Origin of the sequence: Pseudomonas sp. IPO3774, assembly GCF_013386835.1 — a bacterium.
In the GTDB taxonomy this organism is placed as follows: domain Bacteria; phylum Pseudomonadota; class Gammaproteobacteria; order Pseudomonadales; family Pseudomonadaceae; genus Aquipseudomonas.
Genome location: NZ_JACAQY010000018.1, coordinates 282,901 through 308,219, shown reverse-complemented (window position 1 = coordinate 308,219; position 25,319 = coordinate 282,901). Strand labels below are relative to the sequence as shown.

The 25,319-nt window shown below is 61.2% G+C and carries 28 protein-coding genes; 1 reads left to right on the top strand and 27 read right to left on the bottom strand.

Translation table 11 applies throughout. The features are described 5' to 3' along the window. Positions 1–102: 102 nt before the first annotated feature. On the bottom strand, positions 103–357 hold the full coding sequence (locus HYE77_RS13320; protein WP_087694328.1) for a bacteriocin immunity protein: 255 nt from the start codon (positions 355–357) through the stop codon (positions 103–105). A 6-nt stretch (positions 358–363) separates the two neighbouring features. Then, positions 364–1,917, bottom strand: a complete 1,554-nt coding sequence (locus tag HYE77_RS13315; protein ID WP_177027721.1) for an S-type pyocin domain-containing protein — start codon at positions 1,915–1,917, stop codon at positions 364–366. 262 nt (positions 1,918–2,179) lie between these two features. Between HYE77_RS13315 and HYE77_RS13310 the strand changes: the two genes are divergently transcribed. Next, positions 2,180–2,482 carry a DUF6124 family protein gene (locus HYE77_RS13310; protein WP_256347211.1) on the top strand — a complete coding sequence of 101 codons (303 nt, stop codon included), beginning with the start codon at positions 2,180–2,182 and terminating at the stop codon, positions 2,480–2,482. A gap of 155 nt (positions 2,483–2,637) precedes the next feature. Here the strand turns inward: HYE77_RS13310 and flhB are convergent, their stop codons facing one another. From flhB to HYE77_RS13185, 25 genes are all read right to left on the bottom strand, one after another. Then, positions 2,638–3,774, bottom strand: coding sequence for a flagellar biosynthesis protein FlhB (gene flhB / locus HYE77_RS13305; RefSeq protein ID WP_008430191.1), 1,137 nt, complete (start codon positions 3,772–3,774; stop codon positions 2,638–2,640). 3 nt (positions 3,775–3,777) lie between these two features. Beyond that, positions 3,778–4,554 (bottom strand): flagellar biosynthetic protein FliR, encoded by a 777-nt coding sequence (gene fliR / locus HYE77_RS13300; protein WP_003214551.1) that lies wholly within the window; start codon positions 4,552–4,554, stop codon positions 3,778–3,780. Positions 4,555–4,567: 13 nt separating this feature from the next. Beyond that, positions 4,568–4,837 carry a flagellar biosynthesis protein FliQ gene (fliQ, locus tag HYE77_RS13295; RefSeq protein WP_003214552.1) on the bottom strand — a complete coding sequence of 90 codons (270 nt, stop codon included), beginning with the start codon at positions 4,835–4,837 and terminating at the stop codon, positions 4,568–4,570. 3 nt (positions 4,838–4,840) lie between these two features. Beyond that, on the bottom strand, positions 4,841–5,584 hold the full coding sequence (gene fliP, locus HYE77_RS13290; RefSeq protein WP_003214554.1) for a flagellar type III secretion system pore protein FliP: 744 nt from the start codon (positions 5,582–5,584) through the stop codon (positions 4,841–4,843). Continuing rightward, positions 5,584–6,018 (bottom strand): flagellar biosynthetic protein FliO, encoded by a 435-nt coding sequence (fliO, locus tag HYE77_RS13285; protein WP_023659254.1) that lies wholly within the window; start codon positions 6,016–6,018, stop codon positions 5,584–5,586. The genes fliP and fliO overlap by 1 nt, the downstream gene beginning before the upstream one ends. Before the next feature lies 1 nt (position 6,019). Beyond that, the gene (fliN, locus tag HYE77_RS13280; protein WP_003214557.1) at positions 6,020–6,487 is read right to left on the bottom strand and encodes a flagellar motor switch protein FliN; all 468 of its coding nucleotides are present in this window, start codon (positions 6,485–6,487) and stop codon (positions 6,020–6,022) included. A gap of 34 nt (positions 6,488–6,521) precedes the next feature. After that, positions 6,522–7,490 carry a flagellar motor switch protein FliM gene (fliM, locus tag HYE77_RS13275; protein ID WP_003214559.1) on the bottom strand — a complete coding sequence of 323 codons (969 nt, stop codon included), beginning with the start codon at positions 7,488–7,490 and terminating at the stop codon, positions 6,522–6,524. 9 nt (positions 7,491–7,499) lie between these two features. Continuing rightward, on the bottom strand, positions 7,500–8,000 hold the full coding sequence (fliL, locus tag HYE77_RS13270) for a flagellar basal body-associated protein FliL (protein WP_003214560.1): 501 nt from the start codon (positions 7,998–8,000) through the stop codon (positions 7,500–7,502). Positions 8,001–8,223: 223 nt separating this feature from the next. Continuing rightward, on the bottom strand, positions 8,224–9,594 hold the full coding sequence (locus HYE77_RS13265) for a flagellar hook-length control protein FliK (RefSeq protein ID WP_177068865.1): 1,371 nt from the start codon (positions 9,592–9,594) through the stop codon (positions 8,224–8,226). A gap of 316 nt (positions 9,595–9,910) precedes the next feature. Continuing rightward, positions 9,911–10,258: an Hpt domain-containing protein gene (locus HYE77_RS13260; RefSeq protein ID WP_003214564.1), complete on the bottom strand. Its 348-nt coding sequence runs from the start codon at positions 10,256–10,258 to the stop codon at positions 9,911–9,913. A gap of 30 nt (positions 10,259–10,288) precedes the next feature. Next, a complete protein-coding gene (locus HYE77_RS13255) occupies positions 10,289–12,007 on the bottom strand; it encodes a fused response regulator/phosphatase (protein ID WP_177068864.1) in 1,719 nt (572 codons plus the stop codon). Then, the gene (locus tag HYE77_RS13250; protein ID WP_003214569.1) at positions 12,004–12,309 is read right to left on the bottom strand and encodes an STAS domain-containing protein; all 306 of its coding nucleotides are present in this window, start codon (positions 12,307–12,309) and stop codon (positions 12,004–12,006) included. The genes HYE77_RS13255 and HYE77_RS13250 overlap by 4 nt, the downstream gene beginning before the upstream one ends. 88 nt (positions 12,310–12,397) lie before the next feature. Continuing rightward, positions 12,398–12,847 carry a flagellar export protein FliJ gene (fliJ, locus tag HYE77_RS13245; protein ID WP_008434833.1) on the bottom strand — a complete coding sequence of 150 codons (450 nt, stop codon included), beginning with the start codon at positions 12,845–12,847 and terminating at the stop codon, positions 12,398–12,400. A 3-nt stretch (positions 12,848–12,850) separates the two neighbouring features. Further along, positions 12,851–14,209 (bottom strand): flagellar protein export ATPase FliI, encoded by a 1,359-nt coding sequence (gene fliI / locus HYE77_RS13240; RefSeq protein ID WP_087694334.1) that lies wholly within the window; start codon positions 14,207–14,209, stop codon positions 12,851–12,853. Beyond that, positions 14,199–14,963, bottom strand: coding sequence for a flagellar assembly protein FliH (gene fliH / locus HYE77_RS13235; RefSeq protein WP_008434837.1), 765 nt, complete (start codon positions 14,961–14,963; stop codon positions 14,199–14,201). The genes fliI and fliH overlap by 11 nt, the downstream gene beginning before the upstream one ends. A gap of 10 nt (positions 14,964–14,973) precedes the next feature. Next, the gene (fliG, locus tag HYE77_RS13230; protein ID WP_003214577.1) at positions 14,974–15,993 is read right to left on the bottom strand and encodes a flagellar motor switch protein FliG; all 1,020 of its coding nucleotides are present in this window, start codon (positions 15,991–15,993) and stop codon (positions 14,974–14,976) included. Beyond that, complete coding sequence (fliF, locus tag HYE77_RS13225) at positions 15,986–17,761, bottom strand: flagellar basal-body MS-ring/collar protein FliF (RefSeq protein ID WP_177068863.1); 1,776 nt, start codon at positions 17,759–17,761, stop codon at positions 15,986–15,988. Before fliF ends, fliG begins: the two co-directional genes overlap by 8 nt. A 14-nt stretch (positions 17,762–17,775) precedes the next feature. Then, entirely contained in the window at positions 17,776–18,108 is a 333-nt protein-coding gene (gene fliE, locus HYE77_RS13220) for a flagellar hook-basal body complex protein FliE (protein WP_003214581.1), read from the bottom strand. Between the two features lie 129 nt (positions 18,109–18,237). Continuing rightward, entirely contained in the window at positions 18,238–19,620 is a 1,383-nt protein-coding gene (locus tag HYE77_RS13215; protein WP_177068862.1) for a sigma-54 dependent transcriptional regulator, read from the bottom strand. Positions 19,621–19,626: 6 nt separating this feature from the next. Further along, on the bottom strand, positions 19,627–20,838 hold the full coding sequence (locus HYE77_RS13210) for a PAS domain-containing sensor histidine kinase (RefSeq protein WP_218173274.1): 1,212 nt from the start codon (positions 20,836–20,838) through the stop codon (positions 19,627–19,629). A 110-nt stretch (positions 20,839–20,948) separates the two neighbouring features. Then, a complete protein-coding gene (locus HYE77_RS13205; protein ID WP_003214588.1) occupies positions 20,949–22,424 on the bottom strand; it encodes a sigma-54 dependent transcriptional regulator in 1,476 nt (491 codons plus the stop codon). A gap of 171 nt (positions 22,425–22,595) precedes the next feature. Then, the gene (locus tag HYE77_RS13200; RefSeq protein WP_008434847.1) at positions 22,596–22,892 is read right to left on the bottom strand and encodes a hypothetical protein; all 297 of its coding nucleotides are present in this window, start codon (positions 22,890–22,892) and stop codon (positions 22,596–22,598) included. Positions 22,893–22,916: 24 nt separating this feature from the next. Further along, positions 22,917–23,312, bottom strand: a complete 396-nt coding sequence (gene fliS, locus HYE77_RS13195; protein ID WP_003214591.1) for a flagellar export chaperone FliS — start codon at positions 23,310–23,312, stop codon at positions 22,917–22,919. A gap of 129 nt (positions 23,313–23,441) precedes the next feature. After that, entirely contained in the window at positions 23,442–24,833 is a 1,392-nt protein-coding gene (gene fliD, locus HYE77_RS13190; protein WP_177008384.1) for a flagellar filament capping protein FliD, read from the bottom strand. Positions 24,834–24,913: 80 nt separating this feature from the next. Continuing rightward, positions 24,914–25,273 carry a flagellar protein FlaG gene (locus tag HYE77_RS13185; RefSeq protein WP_102369676.1) on the bottom strand — a complete coding sequence of 120 codons (360 nt, stop codon included), beginning with the start codon at positions 25,271–25,273 and terminating at the stop codon, positions 24,914–24,916. Positions 25,274–25,319: the final 46 nt, after the last annotated feature.

The following is a 25,319-nucleotide window of genomic DNA, read 5'->3' as shown; positions in this document are numbered from 1 at the left end:
GATAGCTACTGTCAAAGTTGACAGGTAGGGGGTTTGGCTGGAGGGATAAGGTGGCTGTCAAGATGCCTTCGCGAGCAAGCTCGCTCCTACAGTGTGGGGGTATCAAGCATCTTTGAAGCCCGGCAAACCATGAGCAGCACGCCACGCCTTCACTGTCAGAGCAACTCCTTCGGCAGAGCTATCGTTACTCGGCGCAGGGTAGAAAATTAAGTCAGAACCATCCGGATGCCCAGAGATCTGCCGAAATTGCTCAATCAATCCACCCAGCTCGGCATCAGTCCCCCCCTTGTTGGCGATTAGTATTTGATTGATAAGGCTTACAAATTCTTCTTCTGTGTAATCAGTAATATTTGCCATATCTACTTACGACCTCCTGTGAAGATCAATATGATTTTTCGGGGTGTTTACCCTTAGATTGTCCACGTCATAAACGGCACCGCCATCAGCAATGCGCTCGATATGATGTATTTCGTAAGTGCTTCTTTGGCCCACAGAATCCTTGTCCCGAACAACAGGAGCGTTTCCGGTCGATAAACGATCCCGAGCACTCTGACTTAGCTGACCCAACAACTCAGGATCATTGCTTATAGCCATCCAGAACGCCTTCCGAAACGAATCAAAACTGCCGAAGTTCTTTCCCCGCAATTGATCAGCGATTCGTGTCGGAATGGGCGCTCCGAGCCCCGCACCAGCACCCGCTAACCAGGGACCTGCTACATCCTGCCCCCGCCCCGTCACAACCCCTGGCTGAAGGCGCACATTCATCACGATATACAGCGGCTTCACACCCGAATCCGCCGGAAACACGAGAATAAAATCCTTGTATTCAGGCGGGTAAATCGGGTTGACGATGATGTTATCCGCTTGCTCGGTCGGCGGGTAAATCCAGATGTTCGGAGCCTGCGGTGCGCCCTCCAATGGCGGAATACCGGAGGTGCTGGACGGATCAACCGCCGGCGTCCAGATCAGGGTCACCCCATCACCAAAGTCGGCCACTTGTTGGGCGCCCCGCGCCTGAAACTGCACAACCGGTATCATTTCCCAGTCAGGGCGTTTCTGGGTGTTGTATCCATACCCCTTCAAGGCCCCATCAGCTTGTTGCTCTACATACAACCGAAGCCGCGTACGGCCATTTTTCATCGAATGGAGCTGTTCGTCAGTGTACAAGCTACTGTCGCCAAGGCTCGAAGGCCAAAGCAACGCAACCAGACCGGCCAATGCGCTGCTGGCAACACCCGTCGTTACAGCACCGGCTGCCGCAGTACAAAGACCTCCACAGGAGGCTCCTGTAGTCGTCGCCGCCCCACCCAATCGCAGCGTTCCGAGCGCTGCCGGCAACTGGTTGCCCCTGATTTTCTTGAGAACGATGGTGCCCGCAGCGTCCGCCTCACGCCCACCCAGCAGGGCGAAGGTGCCGTAGTCGCCGACGGCCAAGGTGGGAATCGCCCCACTGAAATTCGTGTAGTCAATCGCACCATCAGGCAACGTACAGGGTTTGGTAAAGGTACAGGCCAATTGCTTTTCAATAGGTGCAGGCCTTGGCAGCGCCCCGATTGGCTCAGCAGGTGGCGACTCTGACCTCTCTTGCGCACGTGCCGGGTGGTAGCCACTTTCCAGCCCCCTCCACCACCGGCCGCTTGTGTCTTGGCTCAATGGACTGAACGGCTCATCCAGCACCAGGAACCAGTTCCCATGCTCTACCGCCTCTAGCATCTGGCGCAATTTAAACTCAGATAACCTATTACGATAAACGCCGTAGCAACCAAAGGCGGTTTTCAATTCATCCAGCCCCGTCATGTGCAGGTCTCTCTCCAAAGACCAACGGACATGACCGACCGCAAAAAATGGAGATTCGATCTTTTCAAAACCAATCCCTAATCGCTCACGATCTTGCCAGCGAATAAGTCGCTCCCACATAACAAAGTCCCTTAGCAACGCGTATCCGTGATTTCGAGGTTTATGCTTTGGCACGGGAAGGGATGTTGCTGAGCGACGCTAAACCAAACAACTGACCGTTCGGCTAGCTATGGGATGGAAAGCGAAACGTCCGACAGGTATTTAGGGTTGCTGGTGGGAAAGTCGATCTCTAGTCTTCGGACACCGCTGCAAACGCAGCGGGCGGGCGTCGCGGCCCGAGTGAATTCAGGGTACCTCCAGCATATTCTCCAGGAGCGTCACCATGACCAAAACAACTTCCCATAACCTGCGCAACGCCGAAAAAGGCGCTATCGAAGATAGCTATTCCTCCTCCCACAACGCCCCCGTCGTGCTATTCAGCGTCATCGACGGCATCAGTACCGAAGACCTGCTGGTCAACCTCACCGAAACACTGGCTTCAGCCCATGCGCTGACCTGCGACTTTGCCTTTGAACTGGAAGGATCGCGGCGGGAAGGCGCGCTGGGGATTGCACAGTTAATCGAGGTGGGGCGGTTGCTGGCTGATCGAGTGCTGGATGACATAGCGCCCTTGCCGGCGACTTAAACGTTGCCATAGGCAATTGCGAGATTTTTTGTTGCCTGGGCGGACGCCTTCGCGAGCAAGCCCGCTCCCACATTTGACCGCGTTTCTACAGGATATACACGGTCAAATGTGGGAGCGGGCTTGCTCGCGAAGAGGCCAGGAGGGACGCTACAAAATCAGGAATCCCGACGCAGATCCGGTGGAATCGGCAGGTCTTTGAGCGGATCCGGCCGCTTGCCCTTGCCCGCCCGGTACTGGCGGATCTGATACACGTACGCCAACACCTGAGCCACCGCCAGATACAACCCGGCCGGAATTTCCTGGTCCAGGTCGGTGGAGTAGAAGATCGACCGCGCCAACTCCGGCGATTCCAGCAGCAGGATGTCATTGGCGACCGCAATCTCGCGGATTTTCAACGCCGTGAAATCACTGCCCTTGGCCAGCAACATCGGCGCCCCACCCTTCTCCGGGTCGTACTTGAGCGCCACGGCGTAGTGGGTCGGGTTGGTGATGACCACATCGGCATCGGGCACCGAGGCCATCATCTTGCGCTGGGACATCTCGCGCTGCAGCTGGCGAATCCGCTGCTTGACCTCGGGCCGGCCTTCCTGGTCCTTGTGCTCGTCGCGCACTTCCTGCTTGGTCATCAGCAGTTTCTTGTGGCTTTCCCACAGCTGGATCGGCGCATCCACCGCAGCAATGATGATCAGCCCGCAGGCCATCCACAGCGAACTCCAGCCCACCACTTGCACACTGTGGATGATCGCCAGCTCGATCGGCTCATGGGCGATGCGCAGCAGGTCGTCGATGTCGGACGACAACACCGTCAACGCCACAAACAGGATCAGGATGAACTTGGCCAAGGCCTTGAGCAGTTCCACCAGGGCCTTGGTGGAAAACATCCGCTTGAGCCCGGCCGCCGGGTTCATCCGGCTGAATTTGGGCGCCAGGCTGCCGGCGGCAAACAGCCAGCCGCCGAGGGAAATCGGGCCGATCAGGGCCGCCAGCAACAAGGTGATGAGGATCGGCTGTACCGCGAGGATCGCGATCTTGCCCGAGTGCAGCAGGTACAAGCCCATGGCCCCCGGGCTCAGCAGCACGTCGCGGGGCAGGGAGAAATTCAGGCGCATCAACTCCATCAGGTCCAGGGCCAGGCCACCGCCATAGATCAGCAGGCCGCCGGAACCGGCGAGCATGATCGCCAGGGTGTTGAGCTCTTTGGAGCGGGCAATCTCGCCCTTTTCCCGGGAGTCCTTTTTACGTTTCTCCGTGGGGTCTTCTGTCTTGTCCTGGCCACTCTCGCTCTCGGCCATGGCTTATCGCGCCCGCGCCAAGTCACGTAAAAACTGCAAGGCGTCGGTCGCCAGCGGTTGATACTGATTGAGAATGTCAGCCATGCCGACCCAGAAAATCCCCATGCCCAGCACCAGGGTCAACGGGAAACCGATGGAGAAGATGTTCAACTGCGGCGCCGCCCGGGTCATCACGCCAAAGGCGATGTTGACCACCAGCAGCGCAGTGATCGCCGGCAATACCAGCAGCAGGGATGCACCGAGCACCCAGCTCAAGCGCCCCACCAGCTCCCAGAAATGATTGACCACCAACCCGCTGCCCACCGGCAAGGTGGTGAAACTTTCGGTCATCACCTCGAACACCACCAGGTGGCCGTTCATGGCCAGGAACAGCAAGGTCACCAGCATCGTCAGGAATTGCCCGATCACCGCCACCGACACGCCGTTGGTAGGGTCGACCATGGACGCGAAGCCCATGCCCATCTGGATCGAGATGATCTGCCCGGCGATCACGAAGGCCTGGAAGAACAGCGTCAGGGAGAAGCCCAGCAAGGCGCCGATGATGATTTGCTCGGCGATCAGCATCATTGCACTGAGGTCCAGGGCATTCACCGGTGGCATCGGCGGCAAGCCCGGCACGATGACCACGGTGATCGCCACCGCGAAATACAGGCGGATGCGCCGTGGTACCAGGGTGGTGCCGAACACCGGCATGGTCATCAGCACGGCCGTCACCCGGAACAACGGCAGGATGAACGAGGCCACCCAGGTGCTGATCTGGGTGTCGGTCAAGGCCAGCATCGAATTCACGGGGTCAGCCGATCAACTGCGGAATACTGCCGTACAGCTGCAGGATGTATTCCATGAAGGTTTGCACCAGCCACGGGCCGGCGACGATCAGGGTGATCAGCATCACCAGCAGGCGCGGCAAAAAGCTCAGGGTCTGTTCGTTGATCTGGGTCGCGGCCTGGAACATCGCCACCAACAGGCCCACCAACAGGCTCGGCACCACCAGCACGGCGACCATCATGGTGGTCAGCCACAGGGCTTCGCGAAACAGGTCGACTGCTACTTCTGGCGTCATGGCCTACACCCCACCGAAACTGCCGGCCAGGGTGCCGATAATCAGCGCCCACCCGTCCACCAACACAAACAGCATGATCTTGAACGGCAGCGAAATGATCAGCGGCGACAGCATCATCATACCCATGGCCATCAGCACACTCGCCACGACGAGGTCGATGATCAGGAACGGAATGAAGATCATGAAGCCGATCTGGAACGCGGTCTTCAACTCCGAGGTCACGAACGCCGGCACCAGGATGGTCAGCGGCGCCATGTCGGGGCTGGCGATGTCGGTACGCTTGGACAACCGCACAAACAACTCAAGGTCGCTGGAACGGGTCTGCGACAGCATGAAATCCTTGATCGGGCCCTGGGCCTTGTCGATCGCATCCTGGGCGGTCATTTTCTCCGCCAGGTACGGTTGCAGGGCTTGCTGGTTCACCTTGTCGAACACCGGCGCCATGATGAACAGCGTCAGGAACAGCGCCATGCCGGTGAGGATCTGGTTCGACGGCGTCTGTTGCAGGCCGAGGGCCTGACGCAGGATCGAGAACACGATGATGATGCGGGTGAAGCTGGTCATCAGCATCACGAACGCGGGGATGAAGCTCAGCGCGGTCATGATCAGCAGGATCTGCAGGCTGACCGAATACTCCTGCGCGCCCGCCGCGTTAGTGCCCAGGGTGATCGCCGGGATCGACAACGGGTCTGCTGCGTACGCCAGCGGCGCTGCCAGCAACAGCATGAGCGTCAATAAAACGCGCATTACTTCTTATCCTTCTGATCCTTGCCCAGCAACTCCATGAGGCGCTGGGCGAATTCCGGCGTGGCCGCTTGGGTCTGGGCCACTTCCACAGGCGACTTGAGCACGTGCAACGGGGTGATGCGGCCGGGGGTGATGCCCAGCAGGATCTGCTCGTCGCCGACCTGCACCAGCACCAGCCTGTCTCGCGGGCCAAGGGCGCGTGAACCCACCAGCTCGATGACCTGGGCATTGCCCGGGCCGATGCGCTGCACGCGGCGCAGCACCCAGGCGAGCACGAAGATCAGCCCCACCACCAGCAACAACCCCAGCACCAACTGGGTGAGTTGCCCGCCCACACCGCTGCCGAGTGCCGGCGCAGCCGCCTGGGCAACCGGTTCTGCTGCCATTACGCTCAAGGGCAGCGTCGATAACAGTCCTACCAATGAGCGCTTCATATCAACGCAACTTCTTGATGCGTTCGCTCGGGCTGATCACGTCGGTCAGGCGGATGCCGAACTTCTCGTTGACCACCACCACTTCGCCATGGGCGATCAGCGTGCCGTTGACCAGCACGTCCAGCGGCTCGCCGGCCAGGCGGTCCAGCTCGATCACCGACCCCTGGTTGAGCTGCAGCAGGTTGCGGATGTTGATTTCGGTGCTGCCGACTTCCATGGAGATCGACACCGGGATGTCGAGGATCACGTCCAGGTTCGGACCGTCGAGGGTCACCGGGTCATTGTTCTTCGGCACGCTGCCGAACTCTTCCATGGGAAGGCGGTTGCCAACCGGTGCAGTGGCCGCATCGGCCGCCAGCAGTGCATCGATATCGTCCTGGCCGACATCGCCGGTTTCTTCCAGGGCAGCCGCCCACTCGTCAGCCAGGGCCTGGTCTTCGGCGGAAGTGTTTTCGTGTTCGGTAGCCATTACATGTCCTCGGCGGAGCAGAAATTAAGGTGGATCAGCGACGGTTGATCGGTTCGATCACTTGCAACGCCAGGTTGCCTTTGTGAGAACCGAGCTTGACCTTGAACGACGGCACGCCGTTGGCGCGCATGATCAGTTCTTCCGGCAGGTCGACGGGAATCACATCCCCCGGCTGCATGTGCAAAATATCCCGCAAACGCAGCTGGCGACGGGCCACGGTGGCGCTCAGGGGTACGTCGACGTCCAGCAGGTCTTCGCGCAGCGCTTTCACCCAGCGTTCGTCCTGGTCGTCGAGGTCGGACTGGAAACCGGCATCGAGCATCTCGCGCACCGGCTCGATCATCGAGTACGGCATGGTCACGTGCAGGTCGCCGCCGCCGCCATCGAGTTCGATGTGGAAGGTGGAGACCACAATGGCTTCGCTGGGGCCGACGATGTTGGCCATGGCCGGGTTCACTTCCGAGTTGATGTACTCGAAATTGACTTCCATGATCGCCTGCCAGGCTTCCTTCAAGTCGATGAAGGCCTGCTCCAGCACCATGCGCACCACCCGCAACTCGGTCGGGGTGAATTCACGGCCTTCGATCTTGGCGTGACGGCCATCGCCGCCGAAGAAGTTGTCCACCAGCTTGAACACCAGCTTGGCGTCGAGGATGAACAGCGCGGTGCCGCGCAGCGGCTTGATCTTCACCAGGTTGAGGCTGGTGGGCACGTACAGCGAGTGCACGTACTCACCGAACTTCATCACCTGCACGCCGCCCACCGCCACGTCCGCCGAGCGGCGCAGCATGTTGAACATGCTGATACGGGTGTAACGGGCAAAACGCTCGTTGATCATTTCCAGGGTCGGCATGCGTCCACGGACGATGCGATCCTGGCTGGTCAGGTCGTAGCTTTTGACGCTGCCGGGCTCGGCAGCCATTTCGGTCTGTACCAGACCATCGTCGACGCCATGGAGCAGCGCATCGATTTCATCCTGGGACAGCAGGTCCTGCACGGCCATGTCGTGATCCTACTGCAATACGAAATTAGTGAAGAGCACCTGCTCGATCACCGGTTTGCCGACTTCCTTCTGGGCCACTTCCTGCACGCTGGCGGTGACCTTCTGGCGCAGCATTTCCTGGCCCACCGGGGTGGCGAGGGTGTCGAAGGGTTGGGCGGAAAACAGCATCACCAGGTTGTTGCGGATCACTGGCATGTGCACCTTGAGGGCATCCAGGTCTGCCTGGTTACGCGCCAGCAGGGTAATGCTCACCTGCAGGTAGCGTTGACGGCCGTTCTGATTGAAGTTGGCGACAAACGCCGGCAGCATCGGCTCGAAGATTGCCGGTTGCTTGACGTTGGGGTTGACCTCGGCCGTGGCGGCCGGTTTGCTCTGGGCACTGTGCATAAAGTACCAGGTAGCCCCCACGGACAGGCCGATCGCCAGCAACAAGGCCAAGACAATCAGCAGGATAAGCTTGAGCTTGCCCTTGCCTGCGGGTGCTTTTGCTGCGTCGTCGCTCTTCGCCATGCCAATAATCCGTCACTATTCTGGGATTCATAGTTCTTGGGAAAGGCAAGAGCAAGTGTTATGCCAGAGTTGTCAGTTCGGTCACGGTTTCGCCGACACTGCAAAACCAATGTGGGAGCGGGCTTGCTCGCGAAAGCGGTGGATCAGCACCTGTAACGGTGACTGACACTCCGTATTCGCGAGCAAGCCCGCTCCCACATTTTGATCATCGCCAGGCCTCGGATCAGGCGTAGTAGTCCACGGCGCTGGAGCCAATCACCGACTGCACCACCGGCGCGGCCACTTCAGCCACCTCACCGATACCGCCGCCATCAACCCCATCACCCCGCCCGCCACTGCCGCTGACGCCGCGAGCCTGGTTCTGCTGTTGCTGGTCCTGGCCCTGCTGCCCCTGCCAGCCACGGGACTGGTCCGACACGTTGACGTCGACCTGGCCCATGCCCTGCTGGGCAAACATCTCCCGCAGGCGGCCCGACTGGCTTTCCAGGGCTTCACGCACCACTGCATGGCCGCTCATGAAGGTGACTTGCGCCTGCTGGTCGGCGGACATCTTCACGCTGATGTCCAGGCGACCCAGCTCAGCGGGCTGCAACTGGATCTCTGCCGACTTGAGGTTGGCGCTGGACAGGTACATGACCCGGTTCACCACCTCATCGGTCCAGCCACTCTGGTGCATGGCCAATGGCGCGTTGGCCACCGGCGGCAGGGCATTCGCAGTTTTCGGCGTGGCAGCCTGGGTCAGCGCGGCGAGGCGGTTGGCGAAGTCATCGACACGGGTGTCGCTGCTGGCGTCCTTCAAATCCTTGAGACCGCCGTCGATCAGACCGGCAAAGGCTTTGTCGCCGCCCTGGTCGGTGCTGTCCTTGGACGCTTGCTGGTCGACCATATTGGCCAGGCCTGTGACGAAGTTTTGCGCGGCGGTCGGCTGATCCTGGGTCGGGGCCGACGTGCCTTTGGCTGGGGTTTGGCTGCTGGCGGATACGTGACCGCCCTGTTCCATGGCCAGGCGCACGGCGGGCATTGCATCCAGCGGATCGGCCTCGGGGTCGAAGGCGGGCTTGGCGTCGTCGGTCGCGGCAATCGGTGGCGCCACGACTGGCTGGTTTTTGTCATCCTTCGCGGTGGTCGGCGTCGGAGTCTCGACGGGCGCCGGCGTAGCGGGGACGGGGACAGGGACTACCGCGGCTATCAGCGCCGGGTCTACGGCGGGGTCGACCGGAGGTTGCTGGGCCAGGGACGGATCGTCTGCCGGGGCATCGTCGTCTGACTTGGCGGTGGTGTCCGGGGTGTCCGCCTTGGCCGGCGGGTTGGCAGGCAAAGTCTTGCCGTTATCGGCAACCGATGGGGTACCGGCGGCAGGCTTGTCGTTGTTGGCGGCGGGCTTGGGGCTGTTGTCCGCAGGCTTGTCGCGGGTGGATTTGATGGGGGTGTCGACAGGTTTTGCCGCAGGCGCAGGGGCCTGGTTGGCGAACACCTGAGCGAAGCCCGGGACCTTGTCCCGCGGGTTCGCAGCCACTGCCGGTGGATTGGCAGCGGGCGCTTGAGGCTTGGCCGCAAGGGCTGCCTGAAGGAGCGAATTCGGGGTGATTGCCATAGTCAAGAGTCTCCGCCGCACAGGGGTCGAGGGTGCGGTAACAGGAGGTAGAGCAAGAGTTGGGCCAGGTTTTGGTTTAAGGGTGTATATCCGTTATTTGGGTGAGGGCTTGTATAGGGTCTTGAGTGTTGAAGAGCAAAAGCAACAGCCAAATCAAAAGCGGGCACGCTCCCACAGAAAAGCAGCTCTGCTTTCGCTCTGGTTTTTGATGGGGCAGAGCGCTTTGGTTACTGTGCCGCTTTTGCAAAGTGACTCGCTGCAAGAGCGAAACCATAAGCCGCCGTTACCGAAGAAACGGATATACACACCAAAAGCGTCAGAGCTGAAACCGCCCCCGCTCATGCTCATACAACGGCCGCACCAGCGCGAATTCATGGTCAATCTCATCCACCAACTGCGCCAAATCCGCAACCACAGGCTTGGCGGACTTATCCTCGAGCAACTGACAAAGCTCAGCCAACCGCACCGCCCCAAGATTACCGCTACTCCCCTTGAAGCTATGCGCAATCCGCCCAAGCGCCTTGGCATCATCCCGAGCCCGGCGCAACGCCTCTACCCGCTTTTGCGAGTCATCGAGAAAAGTGTCGAGCAGCTTCGGATACTCGCCCTCCATGACCTCCTGCAAGCCAGTCAGCACATCGGGGTCCAGATGAATCTCTGCCACTTGTTCGCTCCTTGATCAAGAATCGGCGGATTATGCCAGAGCCTTCCATGAAAACTCCACGCACACACACCGCCCGCCGTCAGACCAGCCTACATCGCTGCTCAACTGGCGCACCAGGCTCAATCCCCTACCAGACAGACGGTCAACATCCAGCGGCCTGGCCAGCACCTTATCCACATCAAACCCGGCCCCACTGTCCTCGATCCGCAGCGTCAGACACCCCCCCTCCCCGGTCGGCACCACATCCAGATGCACCCGCACATACCCGCTATCCAACCGCGCCAGCCGCTCATTACGCTCGCGGTAATACGCAGCAAACCCCTGTGCATCCCGCTTGAGCCGCGAATCCAGCCCCAGCACACCATGTTCAAGCGCATTGGAATACAACTCCGCCATCACGCTGTACAACGCCCCGCTCTGCTCCCGCAGCCCATGAATCTCCAACAGCAACTGCAACAAATACGGCAAAGGGTTGTAGGACTTGAGCGTCTCGGCACGAAACTCAAAACTTACCGACCAATCCAGCGGCGACGACTGCCCACTGTCGGAATACACCACCGACGACGAACGCAACGGCTCATCCGCCTGCAGGCTGATCTCCACCATGCTGATGTCATCGCGCACCTCACCGCGAAAACCCGCCAAGGCCTGTTCGATCTCCTCGAACAACCGGTCCGGCTCGCGATTGACCGCAAACACCTGCTGCAACCGCTCGGCGCCAAACAACTGTTCATGGGCATCGGCGGTATCCAGCACACCATCCGACAGCAAAAACACTCGGTCACCCAGCGCCATCGGCCAGACTTCAGTGCAGTCATCAAACGCCTCGGCCGCCAGCACGCCCAATGGCAAATGTCGCGACACCAGCGGCGTGCGCTTGCCGGTGGTGACGTCATGCACGTAGCCGTCGGGCATGCCGCCATTCCACACTTCCACCACCCGTCGCTGGGCGCTGAGGCACAGCAAGGTGGCACAACAGAACATGTCCACCGGCAGGATGCGCTTGAGCTTGGCGTTCATCTCCCGCAGGGTTTGCGCCAATCCGTAGCCCTTGGCAGTCATGCCGTAGAACACTTCCGCCAGGGGCATGGCGCCGACCGCCGCCGGCAAACCGTGGCCGGTAAAGTCCCCCAGCAGCACATGCATATCGCCCGACGGCGTGTACGCGGCCAGCAGCAAATCGCCGTTGAACAGCGCGTAGGGCGACTGCACATAACGAATATTCGGCGCGGCGTTGATGCAGCCCGAGTGGGCCACCTTGTCGAACACCGCCTTGGCCACTCGCTGCTCCTGCAGCAGGTAGTCGTGGTGCCGGGCGATCAGGTCGCGTTGCTGCAAGACCGTGGCCTGCAAGCGGCGCAGGCGGTCCATGGCGTTGATCTTCGCCGCGAGGATCACTTGGTTATAGGGTTTGGCCAGGAAGTCGTCGCCGCCGGCATCCAGGCACTGGGCCAGGGCTTCGCTCTCGCGCAGGGAGGTGAGGAAGATGATCGGCACCAGCGCCTCCCCCGCCAGTTGCTTGATCTGCCGGGCCGCCTCGAAGCCGTCCATCACCGGCATCAGGGCGTCCATCAACACCAACTGCGGCCGTTCACGGGTAAACACATCGACCGCTTCCTGGCCGTTGCTGGCGGTCAGCACCTGGTGGCCCTGGCGGCGCACGATGGTCGACAGCAACAACAGGTCGGCGGCGCTGTCTTCGGCGATCAACACCGTCAGCGCCTCGAGGACCGGGGCCAGGACGCTCAAGTGAGGTCGAACAGTTTGTCGAAGTTGGAAATGGCCAGGATCTTGCGCACATCGGAGTTGGCGTTGACCACCTGCACTTCGGCATTGTCGCCTCCGGCATGGTCACGCAACAGCAGGAGCATGCCCAGGGCCGAGCTGTCCATGTAGGTGGTTTCCTTCAAGTCCACCACGTAGATCTCGGGCACCTTGTAGAACCGCTCGTAGGCATCACGAAAGGCCTGGTGGCTACCGAAATCGAATCGCCCCCTGACGGTGATCGTCAACTTCGTCCCGTCCAGGGACACTTCTGATTCGACTGACATACGACTGCTTCCTTGTCATTGGCAATGTGCAACAAGGTGTAGCAGGTGATAGGGAAGTGGGCAAATCCGTGTAGGAGCGAGGGCGTGGTTAATAGGGGTTTTGGCGGGGAAGACGCTGGGACAATTCATCCAGCAGTTTCTGCTCGCGCTTGTCTTCCAGTGCGCGGGCTTCGTCGATGTAGCGTTGCACCAGCTTGCGCAGGCCTTCGACCCGGGCATAGGCCTGTTGCCAGCTGTCGCGGGCCTTGTCGACGTTGGCCTGGTGCCAGGCCAGGCTCTGGCGCTGCTGGCCGACGGCGGTTTCCAACTGGTTGAGAAAGCCCTGGTAGCCCATCAGCCACTGCCCGGAGACGCCCTTGCTGCCACGCTCGATCCACTGCTGCTGATACTCGCCGCGAAAGCGCTCCAGGTCCCCCAGCTTGCTTTCCGCCAGGCGAACCTGGCCCTGGAAGTACCCCAGGCGCTGGACGGCGGTCTTTTCAGCTTTTTCGGCCATGTCCACTACCGGGGCAAGGCGCGCGGCGCGAGTGTTGGCCATGGTTTATCCGCCCGGCGCCGGCGCGAAGATGGTGCCCAGGTGAGCCTCGCTTTCACCCATGCTGATCTTGTCGTTGAGGCCCTGGCGCAGGTACGTCACCAGTTGCGGTTGCAGGGCAATCGCCAGGTCGGTCTCGCGATCGCCGCCCGCCACATAGGCGCCGACGCTGATCAGGTCGCGGCTCTGTTGATAACGCGACCACAGTTGCTTGAACTGCTGCGCGCGCATCATGTGCTCCGGGGTGACCACCGACGGCATCACCCGGCTGATGGAGGCTTCGATGTCGATGGCCGGGTAGTGCCCTTCTTCGGCCAGGCGCCGGGACAGCACGATGTGCCCGTCGAGCACGCCCCGCGCCGAGTCGGCAATCGGGTCCTGCTGGTCATCGCCCTCGGAGAGTACGGTGTAGAACGCAGTGATCGAACCACCACCGGCTTCGGCGTTACCGGCACGCTCCACCAGCTTGGGCAGCTTGGCGAACACTGACGGCGGATAGCCCTTGGTGGCCGGCGGCTCGCCGATGGCCAGCGCAATTTCCCGCTGGGCCTGGGCAAAACGGGTCAGGGAGTCCATCAGCAACAGGACGTTCTTGCCCTTGTCGCGAAAATATTCGGCGATGCGCGTGCAGTACATCGCGGCGCGCAGGCGCATCAGCGGCGCGTCATCCGCCGGTGAGGCCACCACGACCGAACGCTTGAGGCCTTCTTCGCCGAGGCTGTGCTCGATGAATTCCTTCACCTCCCGGCCCCGCTCGCCGATCAGCCCGACCACGATGATGTCGGCCTCGGTAAAGCGCGTCATCATGCCCAGCAACACCGACTTACCCACGCCGGTACCGGCAAACAGGCCCAGGCGCTGGCCGCGGCCCACCGTCAATAAACCGTTGATGCTGCGAATGCCCACGTCCAGCGGCACGCTGATGGGGTTGCGCTTGAGCGGGTTGATGGTCGGGCCGTCCATCGGCACCCAGTCTTCGGCCTTCATACCGCCCTTGCCGTCGAGGGCGCGCCCGGCGCCATCCAGCACGCGGCCGAGCATGCTCATGCCCATCGGCAGACGGCCGGTGTCGGCCAGCGGCACCACGCGAGCGCCGGGGGCAATGCCGGCAACGCTGCCGACGGGCATCAGGAATACTTTGCTGCCGGAGAACCCCATCACTTCGGCTTCGACCTGCACCGGGTGGTAGCTGTCGTCGTTGATCACCATGCAGCGGCTGCCCATGGCGGCGCGCAGGCCTTCGGCTTCCAGGGTCAGGCCGACCATGCGCAGCAGGCGGCCCTCCAGGATCGGCTGGCCGGGCAACTCGGTGACTTCGGCATAGCCACCCAGGCGCTTGGCGAAGCTGGTGCGATCAAGGCGCATCGGGGGTGTCCAGCTCGACGCTCAAGTCCGGCTCTGCCGGGTGCAGCGCCTGCTCGTGCAACTGATCGAACAGCTTGGCCATGATCTGCGTGATGCGCGTCTCCACCGTGGCATCGATGCGGCTGTGCTCGGTCTCGACCCGGCAACCACCGGGCAGCAGCGCGGCGTCTTCGACGATGCGCCAGGTTTCTTCATGGCGCTCGCGCAGGGCTTTGACCTGTTCGAAATCCTGCGGGTTGATGTACAGCCGCACGTTGCCGACGCCCAGGGGCAGCAGCTTGAGGGCTTCGCGCATCACGCTTTCGATTTGCGTGGAGTCCAGGGCCAATTCGCGCTGAATCACCTGGCGGGTGATGTGCTCCACCAGCCCGACCATGGCTTTTTCAATCTGCGAGTCCTGCTCGGCGATGGGCTCGAACAGGCTGCCCATCAGGGTTTCCAGGCTGGCCAGCTTGACGCTCAGCGCGGCCTCGGCTTCCTGGCGGACCTTGAGAGTGGTGCTGCGAAAACCGTCCTTCTCGCCGGTGGAGAAACCTTCGTTGTAGGCTTCCTGGCGAATGCTTTCGAGCTCTTCCAGGGTCAGTGGCTGGACTTCCTCCAGCGGCACTTCTTCCATCTCGGCCGGGGGTTCTTCTACCGGCTCCGGCTCAGGCTCCGGGCGATGCGGGTCGAAACTGGGCAGCGACCAGACGTCGAACCCTCCGACGTCCCGTGCGCGAATCAGATCGCTGGGCGTCTCATCTTTGTTCGACATGCGCGGCGCCTTAAATCATTTCTTCGCCGCCCTTCCCACCGAGAACGATTTCTCCGGCTTCGGCCATACGGCGGGCAATGGTGAGGATTTCCTTCTGTGCAGTTTCCACGTCGCTGACGCGCACCGGGCCCTTGGCCTCGAGGTCGTCGCGCAACAGTTCGGAAGCCCGCTTGGACATGTTCTTGAAGATCTTTTCCTTGACGCCCTCGTCGGAGCCCTTGAGCGCCAGCACCAGTACGTCGGAGGACACTTCCCGCAGCAACGCCTGGATGCCACGGTCGTCGACGTCGGAGAGGTTGTTGAACACGAACATGAGGTCTTCGATCTGCACCGACAGGCTGTCGTCGATCTCGCGGATCGAGTCCATCAACTGGCCTTCCACCGAGCTGTCGAGGAAGTTCATGATGTCGGCCGCACGCTTGATGCCGCCCAGGGTGGTGCGCGAAGCGTTGGAATTGCCCGAGAACTGCTTCTCGAGAATCGTGTTCAGTTCTTTCAGGGCCGCCGGCTGCACGGTGTTCAACGACGAGACGCGCAGGATGATATCCAGGCGCACCTTATGGTCGAAGTGGCCGAGCACTTCACCGGCCTGGTCGGGGTCGAGATACGCCACCACGATCGCCTGGATTTGCGGGTGTTCGTAGCGGATCACGTCGGCCACGGCCCGCGGCTCCATCCATTTGAGGCTGTCGAGGCCGCTGGTGTTGCCACCCAGCAGGATGCGATCGATCAGGCCGTTGGCCTTGTCTTCGCCCAGGGCCGAGGTGAGCATCTTGCGAATGTAGCTGTCGGAGCCGACGCCCAGGCTGGTCTGGTCGCCGACGATCTCGACGAACTCGCTCATCACCTGCTCGACTTGCTCGCGGTGCACATTGCGCATTTGCGCCATGGCCACGCCGACACGCTGAACCTCTTTGGGCCCCATGTGGCGCAGCACTTGGGCGGCGTCGGTTTCTCCGAGGGACAGCAACAGCACGGCGGCTTTGTCGACCCGGGAGAGTTTGGCTACTGCAGCTCGGCTATCACTCATCTGCGTTAATCCACTCTTTCACGACCTGGGCCACACGACCCGGGTCTTCGGCCACCAGGCTCTTGATTGCGTTCAACTGAGCGTCATACCCCTCGCTCGGGCTCGGCAACAGAATGCTTTGCGGGCCACCGAGGCTCACGCGGTCGTTGGCCAGTTCGCCATCGAGGCCGCCCATGCCACCCAGTTCGACGTCGCCGCCGGCCAGGGCCAGTTGCTTCTTGCCGTGGCCGGTGATGTTGTTGAGCACCGGGCGCAGCACGCCGAACACCAGCAACAGGATGAACAACACCCCCAGCACTTGCTTGACGATGTCCCAGAACCACGGCTGAGTATAGAACGCTGCCTCGGCGATGACTTCGCCACGCTCGGCGGAGAACGGCATGTTGATCACGCTGACGCTGTCGCCACGGCTGGCATCGAAGCCCACCGCGTCCTGCACCAGGCGAGTGAAGCGCGCCAATTCATCGGCGCTCCATGGGGAGCGGGTGATGGCGCCGTCTGCGGCATTGACCTTGACCTGGTCATCCACCACCACCGACACCGACAGGCGATTGATCCGACCCTGTTGCTGCTTGGTGTGGCTGATGGAACGATCAAGCTCGAAGTTCTTGGTGGACTGGTTGCGCTTGTCGGCCGGGTACGGCGCGAGCATAGGCTGGCCAGTGGCCGGGTCCATGATCTGCTGGCCGTTGGCGTCCAACAGCGGCTGGCCAGGCTGCACCGCGCCTGCGGTAGCGGCAGCGCCACCGGTGGTTTGCGGGGCAGTGGCCGGGGTGGGTGGCTGGTTGCTCAGGGCACCCGGCACGCCTTGCGGGCCATTGCTGGCGGTACGTTGTTCGGTGGTCGATTGCTCGCTGCGCAAGGCCGGCTGGTCCGGGTTGAACTGCTCGGAGGTCGATTCGACGGCGCTGAAGTCGACGTCGGCCGACACTTCAGCCTTGTAGCGATCATTGCCCAACACCGGTTGCAGGATGTTGTGCACCCGCTGGGTCAACATGCTTTCCATGCGACGGCTGTAGTCGAACTGCTTGCCGGCCATGGTCAGCGAGGAGTTCTCCGCAAGGTCCGACAGCAGGTTGCCCTTCTGGTCGACTACGGTGATCTGCGACTTGCTCAATTCAGGAACGCTGGTGGCCACCAGGTTAATGATCGCCAATACCTGGCCAGGCTCAAGGGAGCGGCCGGCAAAGAGTTCGACCAGCACCGAGGCGCTGGGCTTGCGTTCATCGCGCACAAATACCGAGCTTTTCGGAATCGCCAGGTGCACGCGGGCGCCCTTGACGTTGTTCAGGGCGGAGATGGTGCGCGCCAGTTCGCCTTCCAGGCCGCGACGGTAGCGGGTGGCTTCCATGAACTGGCTGGTCCCCAGGCCCTGGTCCTTGTCGAGGATTTCAAAGCCGATATTCGCGTCGGACGGGGTTACGCCGGCAGCCGCCAGTTTCATCCGCGCACGGGCCACATCGTCGGCCTTGACCAACAGGGCGCCGGAATTCGGTTCGACGGTGTAGCTGATGTCTGCCGCCGCCAGGGTTTCCATGATCTGCTTGGAATCCATGCCCGCCAGGCTGCCGTACAACGGACGGTAATCCGGTTGCTGGGACCACAGCACCACGGCAAAACCAATCGCCACGCTGGCAGCCAGGCCGACCATCAGGCCTACCTGACGCAACATGGTCATCTCGGAGAGGTTTTCCAGGAACGACAGGCCAAACAGCGGCGGCTTGCCGTCTGCCTTGGCGGGTGCGTTATCCACGAGTGCTTCTGCCATGACTCAAATCGTCCTTAAACCGGCATCTGCATGATGTCTTGATAGGCTTGAACCAGTTTGTTGCGCACCTGGGTCAAGGCCTGGAATGAAACGCTGGCTTTTTGCGAGGCGACCATCACGTCGGTGAGGTCCACGCCGCTCTTGCCGATCTCGAAGGCGGTCGCCAACTGATTGGATGCCTGCTGGGTGTCGCTGACTTTGTTGATGGCCTGGCCGAGCATGTCGGCAAAGCTGCTCTGGCCCAATTCCGGTACGGCTTGCGCGGCGGATTTCGGTTGAGCCATGGCATCCATTTGCATGGACCGCATATCCAACATCAACCGATTGAACTCAACACCTTGGCTCATGAACTTTCTCTCCGACGACCCGCAATTTTTTGACACTACACAGCGATTACAGGGGTGGTAGCAACAAGGGTGCCAGCTCCGTGGCATTCTGTAAGAAAAGGCGACTGGCCCTGTCGGCTTTGAGAATTTTCAGGTGGCGTAGAGGTAGGCTTCCACGTCCATCCCGGCGTCACGCATCTGCGCCAGCTTGTAGCGCAGGGTGCGCGGGCTGATGCCCAGGCGCTCGGCGGCTTCTTTGCGGCGCCCGCGCTCGGAGCGCAGGGTGTCGATGATCATCTGGAATTCGCGGCGGCGCAGGTCGTCGCCCAGGGCGCCGGCGGATTCGGCAGGCACGGCTTCGACCTGTGGCGCGGCAGCCAGGCTCGGCTGCGGGGCTGCGCCCGCGCCCATGGCCAGGCAGAAATCCTGGGGCTGGATCAGGCCGCCCTGCTGCAAAATCAACGCACGCTGGATCGCATTGTCCAGTTCCCGCACGTTGCCGGGCCACGGGTAACTGATCAGACAGGCCTGGGCCTCGGCCGACAGGCGCGCCTGGGCATGCTTCATTTTATTGACGTGCTTGCCCAGCAGGCGCTCGGCCAGCGGGATGATGTCGGCCGGGCGCTCGCGCAACGGGCGCCAGGCCAACGGGAACACCGAGAGCCGGTAGAACAGGTCCTCGCGGAAGCGCCCCGCCGCCACTTCGCCCGCCAGGTCGCGGTTGGTGGTGGCGACCACACGGATGTCCAGCTGGATCGGCTTGCGTGCGCCCACCCGCTCCACTTCGCGCTCCTGCAATACCCGCAGCAACTTGGCTTGCAGGCCCAGGGGCATTTCGGAGATTTCGTCGAGCAGGATGGTGCCGCCGTCAGCCTGTTCGAACTTGCCGGCCTGCGCCGCGATGGCGCCGGTGAACGAGCCCTTCTCATGGCCGAACAAGGTGGCTTCGAGCATGTTGTCGGGAATGGCCGCGCAGTTGATCGCAATGAACGGCTGGCTGGCACGATGGGACTGCTGGTGGATGTAGCGCGCCAGCACTTCCTTGCCGGTACCGGACTCGCCGGAGATCAATACGGTGGAGTCGCTGCGGGCGACACGGGCCGCCAGCTCCAGCAATTGCGCACTGGCCGGCTCGAAGGCAATAGGGCCTTCGCCGTCGGCGGCGCCCAGGGCACCGAGGGCATGGCGCGCGACCAGCTCGATCAAGGCTTTGGGTTCGAAGGGCTTGACCAGGTAATCCGCAGCGCCCTGGCGCATGGCGTCGACGGCACGCTCCACGGCGCCGTGGGCGGTCATCAGCAGCACCGGCAGTTGCGGCTGGCGCGCACGCAACAGGCCGAGCAACTGGTGTCCGTCCATGCCCGGCATGTTGACGTCGCTGACCACCAGGCTGAAGGACTCCTGCTCCACCGCGTCCAGGGCTTCTTCGGCAGAACCGACCGCCCGATAGTCATGGCCCGCCAGCAACAGCGTGTCAGCCAATGCTTCACGCAGGGCGCGATCGTCTTCAACCAATAAAACCTTGATAGCCATGACCTTTTACTCCGCGCTGACGGCGCATGAAAACAGCGGCAGCGTGATCAACGCGCACGTGCCACGACCCAACCGGGAATGCAGCTGCAATTCTCCCTGATGTGCACGGGCGACTGCCTTGACCACGGTCAGGCCCAGGCCGGTCCCGTTGGTCTTGGTGGTAAAAAAAGGCTCGCCGAGGCGCTGCAGCACTGCCGGGTCAATCCCGCTGCCGCTGTCGCTGATGCTCAGGCGCAGGGTGTCGCCACGGTTGTACAGGTGCACCTTGAGCCGCGCCCCGGGGCCGCTGGCCTGGGTCGCGTTTTCGATCAGGTTGAGCAGCGCGCCCACCAGGGTGTCGCGGTTGCACAGCAACTCGCCGTAATGGCTGTCGCACTGCCAACGGACTGACGCTTCCTGTATATGAGTGGCGGCCGCCGCTTGCAGGGACTGCATCAAGGCGGCCGGGGTGACGCGGTCGGTCAGCGGCAATTCGCCGCGGGCAAACACCAGCATGTCGCGCACCTGATGCTCCAGTTCGTGCAGGCGCTCCTTGAGGCGGCCGGCAAAACGCTGGTGGGTGGCGGCGGGCAATTGCTCATCAGTCAAATGACTGGCGTAAATCAGCGCGGCCGACAATGGCGTACGAATCTGGTGGGCCAGGGAAGCGACCATTCGCCCCAAAGACGACAAGCGCTCATGGCGGGCCAACTGGTCTTGCAGGTGCCGGGTTTCAGTCAGGTCGTTGAGCAACACCAACTGGCCGGGCTCGGCATCCAGGGAACGCGTGGCGATGGACAGGCGGCGCCCATCCTTGAGGGAAATTTCGTGGCCGTCGTCTTCCCGCGGGGCAAAGCAGCGGGTGATGACCTCACGCCACAGCTCGCCCTCCAGCGGCAGGCCAAGCATGTTGCAGGCCGCCGGGTTGGCTTCGCGCACACGGCCCTGCTCGTCGATGACGATCACGCCACCGGGCAACAGGTCGAGGAGGTTTTGCAGACGGTTGGCCAGTCGCTCTTTCTCGGCCAGCTCTTCCATGCGCTGGGCACTGACCACGGCCAACTCGCCCTTAAGCTCGGAAACCCGGGCTTCCAGCAGGCTGTAGGAGTCAGTCAACTGGCTCGACATCTGGTTGAACAGGGAAAAAGCCTGTTCAAGCCCGAGGCGGCTGATCTGCTCTACGGAGGGGGCCGGCCCCTGAGTGTCAGGGACCGAAGATAGTTGGGCGGCGTGGGGCATCATGCTCTCTCGCTTGGCTGACCGTCAGTTAAACGGAACGTTGCGAGTGCTGTAGCAATACCCGTGCCTAAAAAAATAGGCTTAGTTTTCAGTCAGTTGAAAAACAGGCGTCAATCATCCGCCTGTTCATCACCTTCCTTGCGGCTCATGCCGTACTTGCGCATCTTTTCCACCAGGGTGGTACGACGGATGCGCAGGCGCTCCGCGGCACGGGCGACGATACCGTTGGCGTCGTCGAGTGCCTGCTGGATCAGGCCTTGTTCGAGGCTGCCGAGGTAGTCCTTCAAGTCCAGGCCTTCCGGCGGCAGCATGGCGGTGGAGCCGAAGTCCGGCGTGTGGCCGTTGATGGCCACGCGCTCTTCCAGGTCGCTGCGCAGGCTGTCCACCAATTGCTCGTCTTCGTCGTCGACGTAGCGGAATTTCTTCGGCAGCTCGACCACGCCGATCACCCCGTACGGGTGCATGATCGCCATGCGCTCCACCAGGTTGGCCAGCTCGCGGACGTTGCCCGGCCAGCCGTGGCGACACAGTGACATGATCGCCGCCGAGTTGAAGCGAATCGAACCACGCTTTTCGTGTTCCATGCGCGAGATCAGTTCGTTCATCAGCAGCGGGATGTCTTCGACGCGCTCGCGCAGGGGCGCCATTTCGATCGGGAATACGTTGAGGCGGTAGTACAGGTCTTCGCGGAAGCTGCCGACCTCGATCATGCTTTCGAGGTTCTTGTGGGTGGCCGCGATGATGCGTACGTCGACGCTCTGGGTCTTGTTGCTGCCCACGCGCTCGAAGGTGCGCTCCTGCAATACCCGCAGCAGCTTGACCTGCATCGGCAGCGGCATGTCGCCGATTTCGTCGAGGAACAGGGTGCCGCCGTTGGCCAGTTCAAAACGCCCGGCACGGCTGGTGATCGCCCCGGTAAAGGCGCCCTTCTCGTGGCCGAACAGTTCGCTTTCCAGCAGCTCTGCCGGGATCGCCCCGCAGTTGACCGGCACGAACGGCCCGTCGCGACGCTTGGAATGGTAATGCAGGTTGCGTGCGACCACTTCCTTGCCGGTGCCCGACTCGCCAAGGATCAGCACACTGGCGTCGGTGTCGGCCACTTGCTGCATCATCTGGCGCACATGCTGGATCGCACGACTGGTGCCGACGAGGCTGCGGAACAGGTTGGGTTCGCGGTGACGGCCGCGCTCGCGGGCCTGGTCGTACATCTCGCGGTAGACCTGGGCACGGTGCAGGGAGTCGAGCAATTTGCTGTAGCTGGGGGGCATTTCAAGGGTGGAAAGCACGCGGCGGCGCTGGTCTTCCGGAAGGTCCACGGAAGAAATATCGCCCATCAGCAACACCGGAAGGAACTCATCCCAGGTCGACAGTGTCTTTAACAAGCCCAGAACTGCACCAGGAGCGTTTACCGTCCCGATCAGCACACAAATGACTTCGCGGCTCGACGACAAAGAGCTGACCGCCTGCTGCCAGTCGTGGCTGCCGCAGGGTAGATTTTCTTCGCCAAGAAAATTCAGGATCACCGCCAGATCGCGGCGCCGAACGCTATCGTCATCGATCAGCAGAATTTTGGTTTCACGCCACATGCAATAGCAACTTCCCTAGTAAAACTCTAATGCCCTCGAGTTGGGGCAATCTAGATTGCTGTAGGCATTTTCTGCGCTACGGCTTTCTGACGTCTGAAAATAGCACTAGTTAAGTCAAAAAATCGTGCACAGTCAAATTTATGACGCGCGGTATTCGGATTAACTGAGCCTTCAGCCGAACATATGGTAAACCTTTGACGCATGTTTAGCTCGGTTGAACTGCGACATCTCTTCGAAAATAGCCTGTCGCTCCCCTGTCGTCGCCTCAAGCAACTGCTGGTAGACCGAAAGCAAGTCTTCCAGTTTTGCCCGAATGGCTGCCTCATCCGCCGAATCCTCGTTGAGCGCAGCATCGATCAACGCGCGGCAGCCCAAATCCAGTTCGCCGATCGCCCCCCAGTTGCGTTCAGCCAACGCCTCGGACAGCGCCTCACGGGTCTCGTCGATTTTTTGCAATGCTTGGCTCATGACATCGTCCTCAGGCCTTACGGCCTACTGTACCTCTGTGGCAATACCATCCCAGCCTTCCTTGAGCGTAATCATCAGACCTGCGACCTCATCGATCATCGCAGCGTCATTCTGACGGTTGGCTTCCAGCAGACGCATGGTCATGAAGGCATACAGGTTATCCAACTGCTGCAGTGCAATCGGGTCCGGGGTCTTCTCGGGGTTCAGGCCGTCACGCAACCCGACGAGGATGTCCACCGCCTTGCCCAGCATCAACCCCTTCTGCGCGATATCACCGCGAGCCATCGCACCCTTGGCCTGCGCCATACGATCCAGTGCGCCTTCCATCAGCAACTGCACCAGGCGGTGCGGGCTGGCTTCGGAGATCTGGGCGTGGGTGTTGACCTTCTGGTATTGGCGAAGGGCTCTCATGGGATTCATGTTTCTACCTCGTGACAGGCGACAGCTAAAAGGGTGGACGCTGATTATTATGTCGACGGCGTTACACAAAACTTTAGCCCGCCTGGCGCTTTGACTCAGCGCCTTCGGCGGGCTTTATCCATCCGCCAATCAGGTGGACTTCGGATTGTTCAGCGAGTTGAGCGTGGTCATGACGCTGTCGCCTTGAGCCTTGAGCTGGGCAACCAGGGAGTCCATCGCGTTGTACTTAACCGTCAGGGAGGCCGTCAGGGCATCAGAGCGCGTGTTCAGGGCGGTCTGTTGGTTGGTCAAGTCCCTGAGATTGTCCTGCAGGGTCGTGGACTTTTGGGCGAACACCCCGGTCTTGCTCAGCGCAAAGTTGGCGGTGGCATTCGTCAGGCTTGCCAACAGCCCTGTGGGGCCAGTGAAGATGCTGTTGATGTCAGAGCCGTTAGTGAGGGCGGCCTTGTCAAACGCCACATCACTGACGCTCAGCGTGCCCGCTGTCTGGTCCGTGGTCACGCCAAACTGCGCCAGGGATGAAAACGTGCCGCTACCGGTCACCGAGTTCATCACATTGCGTATCGACGCCATCATGGTACGCACAGAGCTGTCCCCGGTCAGCGCGCCTGGCGTGACGGAACCGTCGGCATTGGTAGTGACCTGGGTCTCGGCATTCACAGCCTTGACCAACGCCGTGTAAGTGTCCGTGAAACCCTTGACTGCCGACTTAAGAGTGGCGGCGTTAGCAGACACTTTGATCGTCGAAGCGCCGTTAAGGCCGTCGGCAGCTGCCGAAACCCCCGTCAAGGTGATGCTCACACCACTGATTGCGTTGGGCAGGGTATTGCTCGTGGACTCTTGAGGGCTGCCGTCCAGAGTATACACGGCGTTCACCGGTGCCGCGCCCACGACCGTCGCGCCCGTATCCAGGCCCGAGGAGCCCTTGAAGGTGATGTCACTACCTTTACCGGTAGTCGAGGACGTGACCACCAACCGGGAACCGTTGGAGTCGGTCAGGATGTTGGCACTCAAGCCCGAATTGCCGTACTGCGTATTGAGCGAGTCACGCACCTGCTGAAGGGTCCCGCCCGGCGGCACACTGACGCTGTAATCCTTGCCGGATTGGGAGACCGTAAACACCGTCGCCGAAGCCCCGGAATTGACAACCGCCGTCGGCCCACCAGGAATCACTGCCGTGGAGACTTTGGACGCCGTGGCCAAATTGGTAACGTTCAACGTAAAGTTGCCGGCCGCAGCGCCCGGGCCCAGCGTGACCGTCGCGAGCTTGTCGTTCGAAACCGTCGCACTCAGGCCGCTGAAGTTGACGGTCTTGGTCATGTTGTCCAGCGCGCCCCGGAACGCATCCAGGGCCGCCTGGATCTTGCCGATCGAGGTCAGTTGCGCAGTGGATATTTTGGTCTGGCTATCGATCTGCGCTTGCTTGGGTGCGGTTTGCGCCCCCACCAACGACTTCACAAGGCCTTGCACATCGATACCCGTACCCGGGCCGTTGACCGTTAGACCTGCTACGACTGTCATCGTCTTTCTCCTAATCCGGGGCTGATGCTTTATTGACGAATCACGCTCTAGGCAGTTTTCGCAACAAAGTTCATGCCAGTTTAGACCTTGGCGTCAAACAGCAAGCTGCTGGCGTCATGAAGGCTCTGGGCGAGTTTCAGGGCCAATTCCGAAGGAATCTGGCGAATGACCTCACCGCTTTCGGTCGCAATGACCTTGACCACAACCTGGTGGGTGGAGTCATCAATGGAAAAATCCAGTTTGCGCTGGGCAGCCTGGATGAATTCGTTTATGTCGTTGACCGCTTTTTTCAAGTCGGTGTGGCTCGATGGCTGCTGGGCATCTTTCGCGCCAGCAACGGCGTCCACCTTGGGTTTCTGCGGATCGGCACTGACAGGAGCAGGTGCATTCTGTGGCGCTGCCGCAGGGTAAGACAGGTTCAGTTTGACGCTCATGTCCATGACCAATCACCTCATTAGACAAAAGACAAAAGGGCACGTAAACGCG